Origin of the sequence: Pseudomonas sp. G34 (genome assembly GCF_031119625.1) — a bacterium.
Taxonomy (GTDB): domain Bacteria; phylum Pseudomonadota; class Gammaproteobacteria; order Pseudomonadales; family Pseudomonadaceae; genus Aquipseudomonas.
In genome coordinates, this window is the sequence record NZ_JAVHZV010000023.1 from 92,034 (window position 1) to 109,835 (window position 17,802).

The window sequence follows — 17,802 nt, forward strand, 5'->3', positions numbered from 1 at the left end:
TGGGGCAAACATTATGGGGATGCGGGTGGGCAAGCGCGCGGGTGACCGGCTGCTTATAGGGCTGCTGTGCCTGATTGCGGGTGTTGCACAGGCGGCCGAGTCTTGCCAGGCAGTGTTCAGCTCCGGCTTGCAAACCCATGGTAATGGAGGCATCACCTTCCAGTGGGGCGGCCAACTGACCGACAGCCCCAGCCCGGCACTCGCCACCCTGCGTGTGCAGAATGCGTTCGGCTCACCCAGTTGCGGCGGCCAGAACTGCAGTGCCAGTGGTGTTCCAGCGGCTGATCTGAGTACTTCCAAAGTCCCCGTCATCAATGGCCAGCACGATCTACGTCTGGGCTATCTGGGTAATGGCGAAGTCGGTGGCAATGAGATCAACCGCTACCGTGCCATCGAACTGGAAAGCGCCGCGACCCTGAGTTTCAACTCGCGTCATCAAGCTTATTACATCGAACGCCTGACCCTCGGCTACGGCGCCAAGGTTACTCTCGCTCCGGGCCGTTACTGGATCGGCCGGCTGGATATGGCCAGCAGCAGCCAGCTGCGGGTCGCCAGCGGTACCGCCACGGTCATGGTCGGCAGTGCGGTGAGCCTGCCTTATCAGGCAAGCATCAATGCGCTGGATAACGGCAGTGGCCGCCCTGAAGGGCTGCAACTGTTCGTACGCGGCAACCTTTCCCAGGAGTCGGCTAGCGTCATCAATGGCTTGGTGTATGTCGAGGGCGTCTACAGTTCGGCTTTCGCTGCACGCCTGAGCGGGGCCGTCAATGCACGTAGCGCCGATATCGGCAGCGCTGCCCGGGTGGAAACCCGCATGGCTGCGATCAACAGCGCCAGTTGGAACAACCAGTGCCGGGAACGCGGTGATCTGGACGGCGATGGCATCCTCGACCTGTTCGATGACGACACCGATGGTGACGGCTACGACGACGAGCGCGAGCGCGTTGCCGGCAGCAATCCACTGGATGCCAAGAGCATCCCAGCGGTGGCGCCGCCAGCTCAACAGCCAAACCTCTGTGTTGCCGCTTTTGCTGGGGGCCTGCAAACCCATGGTAGTTCCGGGCGGATCAGCTTTGCCCTGAACGCACAGTTGCGTGATGCTCCCTCGGCCTATCTGGCCACCCGCCGAGTGGATAACGGTTTCGCGTCCAACATGCGCAGTTGCGGTACTCAGGATTGCCAGGCCAGTTTCACCCCAGCCTCTGTCCCCGTCTTGCCGGCGTTTCGTACCACCAACAATTCGTTCAGGCAGGACGTTGGCTTTGCCAGCAGCCTCACCCTGGACGGGAGCCGCAAGGAATGGCAGCGCCTGAGCGTCAGTGGTCTGGCCAAGGCGCGCTTCAACGTCCCCGGCGAATACTTGCTCAAGCATGTGGAGCTGGGATATCGCGCCACCCTCGAACTGGCACCAGGTGATTACTGGATCGACCGTCTGACCCTCGGCAGCGAGGCGAAGATCGTTCCGGTCGGAACCGGTACCGTGCGTTTGCACGTACGCAGCAACCTTGAGTTGCCATGGCAGGCGATGATGAACGCCACAGCCTACGAGAAACCGGGTGATGCCTCGCGGCTGCTGGTATTGGCAGAAGGCAATGTAGTCCTCGGCTCCAACTCCACCCTGGCTGGTTTTATCTACGCCAAAGGCAGAGTCACTCAGCAATATGCCTCGCGTCTTTACGGTGCTGCCGTGGGCAGCAACGTGACGCTCGATACGCTTGCGCGTGCGACTCACAATGCATCGCAGTTGAGTAAGGTCGACTTCGGCCTGCTTTGCGATTTGGACGGTGATGGCATCGGTGACAACACTGACCCGGACCGCGACGGCGACGGTATTTCTAACGAGTATGAGGAGCAGGTTGGTACCAATCCGGACGATCCCAACAGCGTGCCGCCGGACATGGATAAGGACGGCATACCCGATGCGCTGGACAGCGACCGCGACGGCGATGGTGTCGCCAACGATCAGGATGCTTTCCCGGATGATCCAAACGAGTGGAAAGACCTCGACGGTGACGGTATCGGCGATAACGCGGACCCTGACCGTGACGGCGATGGCATTTCCAATGACATCGAAGTGCAACTGGGCACTAACCCGGACGACAAGAACAGCGTACCTGCCGACCTGGACAAAGATGGCGTTCCAGATGCCTTGGACGATGACATCGACGGCGATGGTGTACCCAACGAACAGGATGCCTTCCCTCGCGACCCAAGCGAAAGCCGCGATCTGGACGGCGACGGCATCGGTGATAACGCCGACCCGGATCGCGACGGTGACGGTATTTCCAATGCCTACGAAGAGCAGCTGGGAACAGACCCTAACGACAAGAACAGTATGCCGGCTGACCTGGACCGCGACGGCATTCCGGATGCCCTGGACTTTGATCGTGATGGCGACGGGGTGGACAACGACAAGGATGCGTTTCCCGATGACCCTGCCGAGTGGCGCGACCTGGATGGTGATGGCATCGGCGATAACGCCGACCCAGATCGCGATGGCGATGGCATTTCCAACGAATACGAAGTCCAGGTCGGTACCAATCCGGATGACAAGAACAGCGTGCCTGCGGATCTGGACAAGGACGGTATTCCTGACGCCCTAGATGATGACCGCGATGGCGATGGTGTCGTCAATGATCAGGATGCCTTCCCCGATGACCCAAGCGAAAGCCGTGACCTCGATGGCGATGGCATTGGTGACAACCAGGACGCTGACCGCGATGGCGACGGCATCTCCAACGAGTACGAGATTCAGGTCGGCACCGACCCTGATGACAAGAGCAGCGTGCCTGCGGATCTGGACAAGGACGGCATCCCCGATACCTTGGACGATGATCGCGATGGCGATGGTGTTTCGAATGATCAGGATGCATTTCCGGATGATCCGGCCGAGAGCAAGGATCTGGACGCTGACGGCATAGGCGATAACGCAGATACCGACCGCGATGGCGATGGGATCTCCAACGAGTACGAGATTCAGGTTGGCACCAACCCGGACGACAAGAACAGTGTGCCCGCTGATCTGGACAAGGATGGCATTCCGGATGCCCTGGACGATGACCGCGACGGTGATGGCGTGGCCAATGACCTCGACGCCTTCCCGGACGATCCTGCCGAGAGCAAGGATCTAGACGGTGATGGTATCGGTGACAACGCCGATACCGATCGCGATGGCGACGGCATCTCCAACGATTACGAAATACAGGTCGGTACCGACCCGGATGACAAGGCCAGCGTGCCTGCGGATCTGGACAAGGACGGTATCCCCGACAGCCTCGATAGTGATATCGATGGCGATGGCGTGCCCAACGAACTCGATGCCTTCCCCAATGACCCGAACGAATCGAAGGATCTCGATGGCGACGGCATTGGTGATAACGCCGACACCGATCGCGATGGCGATGGCATCTCTAACGATTACGAAGTACAGGTCGGTACCGACCCGAATGACAAGGCAAGTGTGCCGCCGGATATGGACCGCGATGGTATTCCAGACACCCTGGATAACGATCGTGATGGCGATGGCGTGCTCAATGTCGACGACGCGTTCCCGGATGACCCGAGCGAATGGCGCGACCTCGATGGCGACGGTATCGGCGATAACGCCGACAAAGATCGCGACGGCGACGGCATTTCCAACGACTACGAAATCCAGCTGGGTACCAATCCGGACGACAAGAACAGCGTGCCGGCGGACCTGGATAAAGACGGCATTCCCGATGCCCTGGACGATGACCGCGACGGCGACGGCGTGCCTAACGCCCAGGACGCGCTGCCGGATGACCCGACCGAATGGAAGGACCTCGACGGCGACGGCATCGGCGACAACAAAGACACCGACCGCGATGGCGACGGCATCTCCAACGACTATGAAACCCAGGTCGGCACCAATCCGGACGACAAGAACAGCGTACCGGCAGACCTCGACAAAGATGGCATCCCCGACAGCCTGGACAGCGACCGCGATGGTGACGGCGTAGCCAACGACGTCGATGCGTTCCCGGATGATGCGAGCGAATGGAGAGACCTCGACGGCGACGGTATCGGTGACAACAAGGACACCGACCGCGATGGCGACGGCATCTCCAACGACTATGAAACCCAGGTCGGTACCGATCCGGGCGACAAGAACAGCGTACCGGCAGATCTCGACAAGGACGGCATCCCCGACAGCCTGGATAGCGACCGTGATGGCGATGGCGTAGCCAACGAGGCAGATGCGTTCCCGGATGATCCGACCGAGTGGAAAGACCTCGACGGCGATGGCATCGGTGACAACAAGGACACTGACCGCGATGGCGACGGCATTTCCAACGACTACGAAGTGCAAGCCGGCACCGACCCGGACGACAAGAACAGCGTGCCACCGGATCTGGACAAGGACGGCATCCCGGACAGCCTGGACAGCGATATCGACGGCGACGGCATAGCCAACGAACAGGACGCTTTCCCGCGTGACCCCGCCGAGTGGAAAGACCTTGATGGTGACGGTATTGGCGATAACGCCGATCCGGACCGCGACGGTGACGGTATTTCCAACGACTACGAAACCCAGGTCGGCACCAACCCAGACGACAAGACCAGCGTGCCTGCGGACCTGGACAAGGACGGTATCCCGGACAGCCTGGATAACGATATCGACGGTGATGGCATTGCCAACGAGCAGGACGCCTTCCCGCGTGACCCGACCGAGTGGAAGGATCTCGACGGCGATGGCATCGGCGACAACAAGGACACCGACCGCGATGGCGATGGCGTCAGCAACGACGATGAAATCGTTACTGGTACCAACCCTGACGATGCGACCAGTTTCCCGGATCGCGTACCGCCGGAACTGACCATCGAAGGCGCCGACAACGTCAGCGTCAACGAAGACAGCATCAGCCTGCGCGGCAGCGTCAGCGATACCGGTGCGGGAGTGGCTCGTCTGGAGTTTGTCTCCGACCGCTTCGCCAACAGCCGCTTTGCCGTGACCTTGCAAGGTGATAACTGGGCGGCCAGCGTGCCGTTGCTCGAGGGCGCCAACCAACTGACCCTGACCGCCTACGACAAGGCCGGCAACCAGGCCAGCCTGGTGCGCAATGTCGAGCGTTTGGCCGCGGCCAGCGATATCGGCCTGACCATCGCCTACCCGGTGGCCGGCGCCACCATCAAAGACGCTACCGTGGTCGTACGCGGCGTGCTGCGCAGCGACAAGCCCGCCCAGCGCATGGAGGTGCTGGTCAATGGCCAGGCGACCACCCTGAGCGCCACCAGCCAGGTCACCGAGTTTGCCTTCCAATCGGCACCGGTAAACCTGCAGGTCGGCCCCAACACCCTCACCATCCAGGGCTGGGTTGACCAGCGCAGCACGCAGCGCACCGTGCAGGTCACCTATCAGACCGCACAAACTACGTTCAAACCGCCGCGCTTCGACAGCCTCACGCCGGCCAATGGCAGCCTGTTGCCTGGCAATGGCTTCGTACTGCGTGGCCAGGTGTATGCCGAGGCCGGGCTGGACAGCATCAGCCTCAATGGCCGCAACCTTTTGCTGCGTGAATCCGGCAGCCAGCTGCTGGAGCTCAAGGAGACGCTCGGCGTTCCGGTTGGCCAATCTACCTACAGCGTTGAGCTGTTGGCCCGCGACCGCAGCGGCCAGGAAACCCGCCAGCGTCTGAGCTGGAGCCTCGACCAGACCGCTCCAGTGATTCAGCTGGACACGCCGCTGGTGGAACTGCCTGCCGAAAACCGGGTGAGCGAGCAGCCTTATCCGGTCAGAGGCACGCTGCGTGAGGCCAACCCGGGCAGCTTCCAGATCAACGGCAGCGATGTACCCCTGCAGCCGGGCGCTACGGCTGGCGAATTCCGTTTCGCCACCAGCCTCAGCCTACCGCTGGGCAAAAGCGTCGAGCTGAGCCTTGAAGCCCGCGACCAGGCCGGCAACCAGACTCGCCAGGCCTACAGCCTGGAGTTGAGCAGCCAGGCCGCCATCAATTGGGTAATTCCCACTGAGGGCACCGAGCTGCTCAACCTCGGTGAGCCGATCAGCCTGCAAGTGGCCGCCCGCATCGAAGACCTGAGCGCCCAGTTACTTCCGCGTGCCTTGCTGCTCTCCGCCAACGGCGACACCTTGGCCGATGCCGCGCTGACCGGCGATACCACGTTGAAGAGCACCAACCTGCTGGTGCCCGCGCAAGCCGGCCAATACCGCCTGCTGGCCGTGCTGCAAAACGGCAGTGGGCAAGTGGTGGCGCAGAGCAGTCGTAGCATTACCGTGGTCACTCCCGAGCAGGTGCCGGTGGCCATCGAGCGTATCGAACCGGCCAGTGGCGAGCGCGCAGCCAACCCCAACGACTTCATCAGCCTGTACTTCAACCAGGCCATCGATATCAGCAAGCTGAAGCTCGAAGTCCACCAGAGCGCCCATGGCAAAACCTACGAGGACCGCGACGGTCTCGGCACCAGCGAGCTGCAGGCGCAGGGTTACCAACTGGTCGATGTCAACTTCGATCATCAGCCAGTAGTTGGCAATCTGGCTGAGTTGCCTGGTAGTCAGGTGGTGGCCTTTTACCCGGAGAAAGACCTCGCCTACAACGCTGAGGTCTCGGTAGACGTGACCTACGACGGCCAGGACCTGGCACGCATCCGCTACCGCGTCCGGCCGCTGCCGACGTTCATCAGCGGTGTAGTGATGGATCAGTTGCAGCAGCCGGTCGCGGGCGTCCAGGTGCGTATCGATGAGCTCGGTCGCAGCACGCAGACCAATCAGGACGGTGCTTTCAACTTCGGCTTCGGTGATAGCGCCGAGCAGAACATTCCTACCGGCCGTTATCGCCTGTCGCTGAATCCGGGCCAAGGAACACGGGGTTACGGCAGCGACAGCCGTAATATCACCGTTCAAGGCGGCGTGCTTAACGAGATTGGCCAATTGCCGCTGGCTCAACTCAACACCACCTTGCCCTACGTTCCTGTGAAGGGCGGCAGCCAGTTGAGCTTGCTCGGCGGTGAGCTGAAGCTCGACCTTGGCAGCGCCACCCTGGAGTTCGCCGACGGCCGCCAGGACGGCGACCTGCATGCGCAGATGCTGCAGTTCAGTGAGCTGCCATACCCCGTTGACCCCATGGCAATGCCGTTCTGGATGTACGCCCTGCAACCGGCAGGCGTCAACGTGCGAGGCCCGATCAACGTCGACATCGCCGCCCTGAAGCTGGCCGACAGCCACGACTACCTGCCCGAGAACGGCGCCTACGTCGTCATGGTCGGCCTCGACCGCACCGCAGGGCGCGTAGTGCCGGTGGGTGCCGGGCAGATCGACAACCTGCGCATCCGCAGCAAAGGCGTGCTGGAGCCCGGCAACCTCGACCTGCTCGGCTTTGCGCTGGCGGGCATCGAGGCCCAGCCCGTGCTCCAGGCTTACGCCGAAGGAAAGATGAACCTGCGTCAGCTGCAAGCTGAGCTCTACCGTTTGAGTAAGAACCGCTGAGGCGGCTCAAGGAATCACTGACAGATGGATATGTTGCGTATGTCGACTTCCCCGCGTTCGCGTTGCGCAGTGCGCCGCAAGGTATCGTTGCTGGGTCTGCTATTCGGCTTGGTGCTCAGCGGGTGGGCTGTCACGGCGCAGGCGTTTTTCAGCCTGGGCATGATTCCTGGATTATATGTGCCGCAGACGTATTACAAACATGGAGCGGTTTATACCCGAACGCTGGTACCTGGGCCGTCGGGACGCCCGGTGTATGTGGAATACAACAGCAGCGGCAAAGAGGCTCGCGAAATTGGCGAAGCCGTGGGGGCGTTCGAACGTGCCCAGGTCATGTCTGGCGACACCTATCGCGCGTTGCTCAAACGTAAGAGCGACACCCTCGAGCGTTATCCCAGCGGCGAAGTGCTGACAGCTGCGGCCTACCGAGGCAAAACCTTCAAGACCGTCACCGGCGAAACGATCAGCAAGCCCAACCTCGATGAAGGCATGCTCACCGTAATCGTGCGTGCGCAAAAGGAGCTGTTTACTACCGACGGCAAGGATCTTGTCCTGCTGCAATTGCCCCTGAAAGACGGCGTTACCCCCGATACCGCGAGCAAGTCCCTGCTGCTTTCGAAGGAAGGCGACATCCTGGCGCAGACCGCCAACGCGATTGGCTTTCGTGTCGGCTTCTTTGGCAAGGATGGTCAGGTCTCCGACACCATGTCCCGCGACCGAGATGCCCAGATATACGGGCCAATGGCTGGAGTCGGCGTCACCCTGGGTGGCTATATCCCTGGCGGCTACGGGGTTACTGACAGCAACGGCAAGTACAGCATGAATTACTTCTTGCCATCGTGCCCGGGCTTCGTTTTCGAATACACAACACCGGCTTTTCTGGAACTGCAATACAAGCGTTTCAATCCGCGTGGCGGCTCGTACATGCCGTATTACATGACCCGCCAGGATTACGACGTCTGTAACGGCCTTGGCGTCTACAGCCTGAGCGCGGCGATGGTCATCGCAACTGCAGCCACACCAATCAAGCGGCCCATGGACTTTCCGGTTGATCTAATGGTGATCGATGGTGCCGCAGCGGTAAAAGGCGCCAAGGTCGGCGATTCAACCGCCTACAGCGCCGAGACATCCGACAGGGCCCGCACCCTGCAAGAGAAGTATGACTTCGACGGGGATGAGAAGCCGGAATTCGTGGTGCCGGGCAAGAAAGTTACCAAGCAGGTCGAAGGCAAGCCCAAAGAGGTTTTCGTCGCCACTAGCGTGGAAGAGGCCGAGCTACAAGGCATCTACCTGTCCAGTCGTTATGACAGCGCGCCTACCAACACCGAAGAAACAGCCCCGGACTTCACGCGTCTGATCGACACCGCCGCGGACTTCAAGGACCGCGGTCTGCTGGAAAGCATCACCACTGAAGACCTTAAAGACACCGATATCTATGTGTTTCGCGAATCCAACGGCCAGCTGGTAGCAGAGCGCCGAGGCCTGCACGAGAATGAGCTGTACAAGACCTATTCGGGCGTCGATAACGGGCAGGGCGCCTTTCGCTTCACCATTCAGCTACGCGGCTCAGCGGAAAACTTCTACTCCGTTGCGGGTCGCACCGGCGAAGCTAATTTCACCAAATGGCAGAGTGCCGGCGGCTTCAAGGAAGAATTCCAGAAACGTACCGCCAACCACCTGAAAGCCGGCGAGCAAGTCCGGATCATCGCCATCAACCGACCGACCGGTTACATCGGCAGCAAGACCTTTCAGCTGCAATCCAGCCTCAGCGGCAACCTGATCAACCTCAATAGTCAGCAGATTCAGATGGGACCACCGAATCTGAAAATCTGGGCCGAGCGCAAAAGCAAGATCGAGTCCGGCATGACCAAGGGCGATGAGAAGAAACAGCTCATCGGTAACGAAGGGGCAGGGCTTGGCAGCGATATCAGCATTGCCATCTACAGCGATTGGCGCGACGCCGATGGCAGCCCTCTGCCGGAAGAGCTGGCGGACTACGGCTATACCGGGCGCCTTGCAAAGATCGTTGCAGCCAATCAGCTGGCCCCTGTAGGTGCCAACAGCCTGTCCCAGTTCCAGATCAAGCCCGGGCAGCAGGTGCAGGTTATCCAACTGCCAGAGAAGGTATTGGCGAAGCAGCATTTGTACCTGCAGGTAGCGGGGCAACCGGAAAACCGAAACCCAGATTTCTCCTCCGAAGGCGCAGGTAAAGGAATTCTCAAATACCGGCCTACACACTATGTGCCTGTACTAGTGCCTTTGCATGACGAGGAAACGACCGAACTTTCCCGCCAGGCCTACCGTAAAGCTGATAGAGAACACCCCGAGCTGAACCTGAAAAAACCGGAGCCGATTTATGCGTGGAAATACCGGCCGGAAATGCAATTTAGTTTGTATGAGTTGAACGTTAAGGAAATCCGCACGGTTGATGCGCAAGGCGTGAGTACAGATATCTCTCATGCTTCGCAACCTCACATAGACGGTGCGAACGACTATGTAGGAATTCTCTACAATCTGATCAAATCATCATTCGGCACGTTGGACTCCTGGAGTTACCAGGGTGAGCGCAATTTGGTGCTGGCCTTTGGTGAGGAGGAGATAAAGGCAACCATTGGTGCTTCGCAGGAAATTCGATTCGAGAATATCGGACATTTGGGTGGGCTCTCCCCCGACGATTACCTGAGCCTTCGCCTGTATGCCAATAACGACACGGCCAATACGCTGTGGGAATTTGCATTTGGCTCTGACTTGCTAGGTCAGGCGCCCACTGATTACATCAGCGTGGACGGCCGCTCCGTCGACCTCGTCACCTACTTACCGTTACAGCCTGACGAACAGAATCTCAAGCATGTAAAAGTTCATTGGAGCGTGACCGGCGGCGGCCAACTGACGAATTCGGTTACGGACTCCCAATATGGGATTTTTCACAACACTCTGACGGCTACGACCGTTGCGGGTACCAAACATACGGTTACGGCTAAGGTCATCGAGTCACAGGACGAGCGCGTCCCTGTCGGTACGGAGTTGAAGATCGGCCCCATGACGGTGGTCGCTGGTGCTCCAACAAGGATTGAGCTGTCGAGCGACTCCTCGGAGCTGTTGAGCTCGGGGGTCGATAAAGCCACGCTTACAGGGAAGGTTTACGACCAGTACAACAATCCAGTCCAGGAGGGAACCCCGGTAAGTTGGCAGACCGGCTATAGCGGGCAGCTTGAGAAAGCTACTACGTCGGTCGATGCGCAGGGGCAGATTACAGCCGACTACCGAGTTGGCTTGGAAACTCTGCCCACAGACATAACATTATCTACGGGGGGCTTAAGCTCGACCACGACAATCAACAAAAAAGAACTGGATTACAGTATTTCGCTCTCCTCGCGGAACTTCATTCCCGGGACGTCCGGCACGCTAACCGTAACGCTGAATCAGGCTCCTCAAGAGGCGATTAGTGTCGCCTGGAGCAACACAGCGGGGCTGATATTCGGCCCTGAAAGCTTTGAAGGTACTACTGCACAAGCCCAGTTCAGGATCGATGAGGAGACTTCATCGAGTGGTCATGTTTCAGTCAACATCGGGGGTGTCGTCAAGACCCTGAACTACAACATCGCTCCTGCTGACCCGGAAGGCTCCATCCGATTCGATTACGCGGCCATTGCAACTGGCGAACAGAGTGCATACGAAGTGGAAACGCTTCGAGGATCGGAACTTCAGGCAGTTGTTAAATCTACCAATGCCACCGTTTATGGAAAGCCCAACACAACGGTAACTCTGAGCGCAGGTGGTTTTTTCACCCCTAACCAAGAGCCTGTCGCGCTGTTTCCAATGGCGGGGCTTGATCTGGACGAGCAGGGTAAGCAGATTGCGCTCGATACCATTGGCGGTCTCCAGGCGAAGGTGAATGGTGACGTAGCTTGGGATGAAAGCGATTCCTACCTGGGCAGTGGTTCGAGCTTGAAATTCGATGGCGGCCACCTCCGGGTGAGTGATGACGACACCCTCGATTACAACACCGATTATTTTACCAATATCCGTTTCAAAGCAGCGTCCCTGGAGGCGGGCACCGTACTTCTGCGCAAGGGGAGCAACGACTCGAGCGGCTATTCGCTGAGTATCGTGGATGACGAGGGGGTTGCGCGCCTCCAAGCTCGCGTTTCTACCGACCAAGGTGACTTTACCGTCCTCTCGAGCACACCAATCGAGTCGGGTCGATGGTACCTGGCCGGGCTGCAGCTCAAAGGTGGTGTGTTGATACTGGGGGTAGGCTCGGTGCGGGATTCTGTTTTGGCGCCAGGCGTGCCGAAGAATTCGGGGTTCGCTAACGACCTGGTTGTTGGTAACGGTTTCCGGGGCAATATCAACGAGCTCAAGCTCGGCCAGATCCACGATTCGCGCGGATCGTTGGTGCTGATTGATGGCGTCACCGAGAAGCAGATTACCTTCGATAAAGACGGCAAGGCCCGTGTTTCGATCTCTGGCGGAACCGCCAAGCTTAATACGCTGGGCTCTCGTGTGGGTTTCACAATCACGAGTGACTCGACCGTGGCGCAGAGAGAAACCAAGGAGCTGCGTTATCGCTCGGTGATCAGTCGCCTGACGTTGTTTGGCAATCCCGTCGAGAAGTCATACGCGCAAGGAGTGGTCAACGCGAACACCCACGAAGGGGGCATTGCGGTTGTCGACGGCCAGGCACTGGCCGAAGCAATCGAAATGCTCAAAAAGATGGGTAAACCCGCACTGGAGGCTCTGGAGACGGCTGCACAGTTTCTCTTCGAGATGACCAGTATCTCGGATGTATGGCAGCTCACCAAAGCGACCTACTTATGGATGCATGGCCGTTTCGATGAAGTCGACAAGATCGAACTGGCGTTCGCGGGTATCGGTGTCACATTGACCTTGGTGACGGTTGCAGTGAGCGTGGGGTCGGGTGGTGTAGGGGCGCCAGGCTCCATTGCGGCGATGATCTCGGTGAAGGGCGCGCTCACGGTTCTGAAGAAGACTCTAAAGGAAATCTTCATCAGCGATCCAGGGCAAATCCTGCGAATTGGTGGCACAGCGGCGCGTTGGTCGTTCGATCTGGTCGCCAAGATTCTGGGCAAGCAGGGCGGTCGTGAAGAAGCGATCAAGCAGCTGGTGGACTTCAAGGATGTGTTCGTTGAGCTTATAACCAATGGAACAACTGCTGCCTGGGAGTTGCTGAAGGCGGTTGGGGGAGGTATAGAGGGATTCAAGGCGTTTCTTCGGCTGAGGAAGGCGCGTAATGCTCCATGCCTTATTCCAGGCTCCGCCAGTCTTACTTACGAACGAGTGTATGCCCGATTAACACCACTAAGTCAGTCGGTGGCGCGCGCATATGCGGCTCCTGCTTGTCCTAGTCTGTATGCAACTACTGAGGAGGTTGTAAAGCGAGTTGGGCTCAATACTGAGCAGGCGGAAGCGATGACCGCTATTGCTAAGAAAATGACAGGCAAGGCCGATGATTACTCGGATGCTCTACGGATGTCTGGAGATACATTTGAGGTAGTGGCGGGATTCGTAAAAAATGGCCAGGGTGCGCAGGTTCTAAAATTCTTGGAAAATATGCAGGATGCAGCAATAAAATCAAAAATGGGTGGATTCCAGTTCGAGAAAATGAGTCAGATTTTACCGGATGGTAATACACCATTTGACTTGTTGATGGACGCAATGAAGCATATTCCAGAAGCTAATCGTGGGGCGGCCTTTAATCAATTGGCAACGCAGAACGTAGGTAATATACGCGGTGTCTACGGAGAGGCGGTGATGTTCAAACGCATGCAATCAAGTCCGGATTTGCTGCGAGAGACGCCGGGTGACGGATTTGTGCGAGTCAATAAGCCCGATACACTAAAAGTTGGTAAGCCTGTGCCGATGGGAGAGAACGGTACGTTGAAACAAGGGATTGATGCTGAGGGGCGTTTTCTTGAAGGCAATACTTCTAGTGGTGGGCCTTTGTTTATCGAGGTGAAAAATTATACCTCGTTATACAAGCTTGATAATCTTCGGGAGCAGGTTAGGAAGCACTTTGACACTAAAATAATTGAGGCGCGGAATGATTCTTTGGATGGGTGGGCAGGCGGTAAACCACACCTCCATTTTGAATGGATGGGCGACGGTTTTAGTAGGGAAATTAGTTTGGCTAATCGTAAAAAGGCAGTGCTAGATATTTGTGATCAATATGTGAAGGGCGCCTTGGCGTTCGTAGTTCCTGCCTTCGACTGTAAGAAAGATATTACCTTTTATGTTGTCGAAGAATTGATTGATCCATTGACGTCTAAGGGAATCTAAAATGTTACCTGGTGTTCCTCTGAAAGAAGCTAAGTATAAAGCTCTAACTGGGCAGCGGCCATTGGATACATGCCTGTTTGGAGACGTGCTTTATGTCCTTTACTCACTAAATTCCGACCCTGCTCTAGGTCCTTCTAGTTTTTTGAAGAAAATAGATCTTAATAATTTTGATGGCAATTTTTTGCAGCAGCCCAGCGTATATGCTCGTGATGTCACTACACCAGGACCTAGATCGCTGAATATTGTTGATGGTGCTCTAGTGATCTGCGGTGCATCGCCGGAGATATTAAGTTTAGATGGCTCTACTGTTGTTTACGACGAGGCAGAAGGTAGATTAAATCCGGTTTGGAATCCTGGAGGATGGGTGCATTACTGGGAAGGTAAAGTCTATAGAGGCTATGGCTATCATGTTCCTGAGCAGGGCGTTGATGTCATTGATGTTCATGCGCAGGCCGTGATTCATCATCTCGATCTGGATATACGCTATTCTGGCCCTTGGCAGGGTGAGCTAATGTATGGCGAGCGCATCAATGGGGATTTTGCTGTTTACTCATTGCGGGAGCAGCGCTATTTGTTTGAATTGCCGTTGCAGCATTATCGTCTCGCTTACCCACAGTGTAGAGTTGTCTCTAGAGTCAGTGAGGGACTTGCCTATGTTTTGGTCGGCGATACCTTGCTGCAAATTGATGTCTCCAGTGGTGCGCTATTGCGCGAGATCAACTACTTACAATTTTCGGAAGTGCAAGTTCATATGCAGGCTGAGCGCCTTTCAATGGCGGATGCCTGTGCTTCAAGTATAAGCGTATGTGGTACTAGTGTTGTTCTGACACTTTTCTCCATCGGGGGGTATGCGCTTTACCTGGATCTAACTACTGAGCAGCCTAGGGTTTGGTTGTGGTCTGCTGGCTGTAAAGTGGTTGCGTTCAATTGCCAGGGTGATCTGATTTATGGGCTGTCCAATGCTGTCCCCATGGCCTGGGATAAATATTCGGGTGAGGTGATCTGGCAGACTAAAAATTCTACAGCTACCAACAAAATACAAGTTGGCGATCAGTGGCTGGTTTTCTCTCAGGGGGCAGGATATATACAATGTAACCACTGGGCGAAGCCCTATATATCCCCACAGCGCCCTGCCTAACAAACAATGACGATAAACATCCTTCCTTTGCTTAAATCTGCTGAATGGGTACGTTTGGCTGTTGGGCAAAATCGGCTTGTCTCTCCTCTTCCCGTCGACGGCGTTGAGGCAAGTTCAGCCTCTCCTGTAATCGCCTATGGTGTGGATCAAGCCGACAATGTGGCATTCCTACCCGCAACTGAGTCGAACCTACAGAGAATCAAGACGATCCGTGAGCGGTCATTCGCCGCATTGCGCCAACGGCTCGCCTATCTAGACTGGAATCATACTGACGGCGGCAATAGAGATGTCCTGATTTTTGCAGGCGATTTTAATGCCGCCGAATGTCTCTTGCTCCCCGAGCGGATGCAGGAGGCCCATACGCTTTTGAGTTCGCCTGAGCTTTTGGCATGTACGCCCAAACGAGGCGTACTGCTCGTGTGCCGTTATCTAAGGGACAATAAGGACGCGACAGAGGCCTTTCTGGGCCTGTGCCATGAGATCTACTACGAGCAGGATGGTGAGCCCATTTCCCCTATCGTCTGGGGTGTTTCCCAGGGGCTGATCAAAGATCAGATGCAGATCGGTGAAGCCTACCTTGAGTACTTGAAGAACAAGTATTCTACCGAGGCGACTCAGCAGAAAGAAGTGGTGACGGAAGCGTCGCGTGATGAGCAGGGACACGGTCGAGGGGCGGATGTGACTGAAGCAGCACTTCTGTATTCGCCTGGGCAAATCGCTTTTATGACGTTATTCGGCACTCCACTGGCGGGTTTCTATGGCATTTTCAGAAACTACAGCCGCTTGGGCGAGATATCAAAGGCACGAGGTACTATCGTCGCAAGTTGCTTTGTCATTCCGCTGATGATTCTTTCTTTCCTTACACTCCCTGGGAGTGCATACGACAAGATGTTTCCTGTCTTCTCTGCCATTCTGCTGGGTGGGGTTTGCAAGCTTACTCAAGGTCGCATGCTTGGAGATGCTCAAATGAAAGGGGCTAGATATCATAAAGTCTGGAATCAGTGCTTGGTCATATTTTTCACTTTATTGCTAATGCTGCTGGCAATTTCGGTTTGCATGGTTTTCGTGTCGTAGTACCACAATCAAAAGTGTCAGAGTCATTAATTTAGGCTGAAAAATTCGTTTGGCGGACTTTAGGTTATCGGTCTGCTTTCCGTATGCGGTGTTCGATTTAGGAAACAGGTAAATCAATGGCTCTGACCCTATCGATTGGAAGGCGATGAGCGTCTTAAAGCTTATGTTTTGAAAAGTTTGGGGGAGAGGTTTTGATTCTGTTCGAGATTCATTGGTTGAATCTCTGGGAACGATATTGGGTGGCCTCAAATGATTGTTAATATCCTCGGTATTTTTGGCGTAGAAGATAGAGGTAAAGAGCTTATCTTTGACAGCCAGGAGTCGCGCATTGTTGTCTCGGATGATGAGTTTAGGCTGGTTCCAGAAGCTCAAACATATGTGAAATTTGCGCAGGATGATGTAAAAGTTACCAGTAGCTATGGTGACGGTACTCTCTCCATATCTGGTTCAGATGGGGAGTGGACGTCCAAGCACGTTTTCTTGGGCGGAAGTCTGAGCTATGGGTTCTTCAATGAAAAAGGCGACCAAGATCTTTACGTAGCGCGTACATGGGGTGGGCGCGTTATTTTCCAGATTCCGTATTTCCATGCGGAAAATTTTTTTGGCTCTTCTGCGATTGCATTGGGTAACAAGGATAAATGGTCAATTTTCGATCTTGCCGGGCAATGTATACAGGAAGTTATATGCAGTGGCTTATACGTACGAATCGGGCGTGCCCACTTTACCGTAAAATTTTTTTTGTTTCGTCGTGGAGAGGCGGCTGAGTACCAGATTTATGATGTAAAGCAACAGCAGTTCACCGCATCTCTATACGTGATAGGTGCTGTGTTCGCTGTGCTTTATATGCCTGATGGAGATTTTTTATTAATCGATGGCGAGGGTATTAAACGCCTAAAGTATGACGGAGCCGCTACCAAGCTCGAAACGCTTCATTGTTTTTCTTTAATATTGACTACGAGTCAGGCCGATGTCGTCGTTTGGCACGACAATTCTCGTGTTTTTGTAGCTATTAATTATGAGGGAAACCATCAGCTGCTATTTGCGTTGCCGTTGCAAGGTGAAGGTGAGATAGAACAATTCGCGTGGTCTAATACTTGGAGCATCACGAGGCTCGGCGGGTTCCGTTCGGGTTGGAACTATCTGTCTCTCCGGCGTAAAGACCTGCTCTCTGATAATGCAGTCATGCTTTGGCGAGAGAATCAGCCACTGAATGCGCAGCTATTGGCATATGATTTGAGTCGGGCCGTCACAGTGAGTCAGGTTACTTCTGCTACGAAAGGTAAGCACGGTTATGGGATTACGATTGAAGACACCTCCTCCAACCGGGCAGTGCGCACGGCTGCTCTAGAGTTAGGTCGCTTGCTGAGTGAAGCATGTAGCGGTATTTACAATGAGGCTGATGTGATATTGGATAGGAAATTCGATGGTAATTTTTATATTGAATTTACAACTTCCGATGAGCCAGATAATTTCGAGCGTACTTTTTTGCTGGAATATATAAAATACTTCCGTTATTTTGGAGGGCTTTCTCCGGCAGGAAGCAAAGCCACACTCGCTGAACCTATCTTGACGTGGAAAAGTAGTGCTCCATAAGGTCTGCTGAATCAAGATGTTGCGTAGTACTACGGTGGCTGCGCAACGTCAATTTACCTCAATTAGCCATGTGAGTTCGTTATTCACTCGCCGCTTACTTGGCTAAGTCACCTCGCTAGGGTTCTCTGAAAAGGCGACGCGCCAGCATTGATCAATAAATCAATAGAGTCAGGGTCATTGATTTTGGCGTGTCATGGCCGTTATCGTTTCCTGACCCTGAGGAGAGGAGTACGCCATG

General features: G+C 55.7%; 5 protein-coding genes. All 5 read left to right on the forward strand.

Going from position 1 to position 17,802, the window contains the following annotated elements:
* Window positions 1-25 precede the first annotated feature (25 nt).
* The 5 genes from QYS36_RS15000 to QYS36_RS15020 all read left to right on the forward strand — a co-directional run bounded on the left by QYS36_RS15000 (window position 26) and on the right by QYS36_RS15020 (window position 17,564).
* Window positions 26-7,462, forward strand: coding sequence for a thrombospondin type 3 repeat-containing protein (locus QYS36_RS15000; protein WP_308840239.1), 7,437 nt, complete (start codon window positions 26-28; stop codon window positions 7,460-7,462).
* A 24-nt stretch (window positions 7,463-7,486) separates the two neighbouring features.
* On the forward strand, window positions 7,487-13,759 hold the full coding sequence (locus tag QYS36_RS15005; RefSeq protein ID WP_308840240.1) for an Ig-like domain-containing protein: 6,273 nt from the start codon (window positions 7,487-7,489) through the stop codon (window positions 13,757-13,759).
* Window position 13,760: 1 nt separating this feature from the next.
* Complete coding sequence (locus QYS36_RS15010) at window positions 13,761-14,897, forward strand: hypothetical protein (protein WP_308840241.1); 1,137 nt, start codon at window positions 13,761-13,763, stop codon at window positions 14,895-14,897.
* Window positions 14,898-14,903: 6 nt separating this feature from the next.
* Window positions 14,904-15,971, forward strand: a complete 1,068-nt coding sequence (locus QYS36_RS15015) for a hypothetical protein (RefSeq protein WP_308840242.1) — start codon at window positions 14,904-14,906, stop codon at window positions 15,969-15,971.
* Window positions 15,972-16,220: 249 nt separating this feature from the next.
* On the forward strand, window positions 16,221-17,564 hold the full coding sequence (locus tag QYS36_RS15020; RefSeq protein ID WP_308840243.1) for a hypothetical protein: 1,344 nt from the start codon (window positions 16,221-16,223) through the stop codon (window positions 17,562-17,564).
* Window positions 17,565-17,802: the final 238 nt, after the last annotated feature.

What these genes read in the sequence shown, in the direction of transcription:
- QYS36_RS15005 (WP_308840240.1), top strand. Translation starts at nt 7,487, where the DNA reads ATGGATATGTTGCGTATGTCGACTTCCCCGCGTTCGCGTTGCGCAGTG.
- QYS36_RS15010 (WP_308840241.1), top strand. Translation starts at nt 13,761, where the DNA reads ATGTTACCTGGTGTTCCTCTGAAAGAAGCTAAGTATAAAGCTCTAACT.
- QYS36_RS15015 (WP_308840242.1), top strand. Translation starts at nt 14,904, where the DNA reads ATGACGATAAACATCCTTCCTTTGCTTAAATCTGCTGAATGGGTACGT.
- QYS36_RS15020 (WP_308840243.1), top strand. Translation starts at nt 16,221, where the DNA reads ATGATTGTTAATATCCTCGGTATTTTTGGCGTAGAAGATAGAGGTAAA.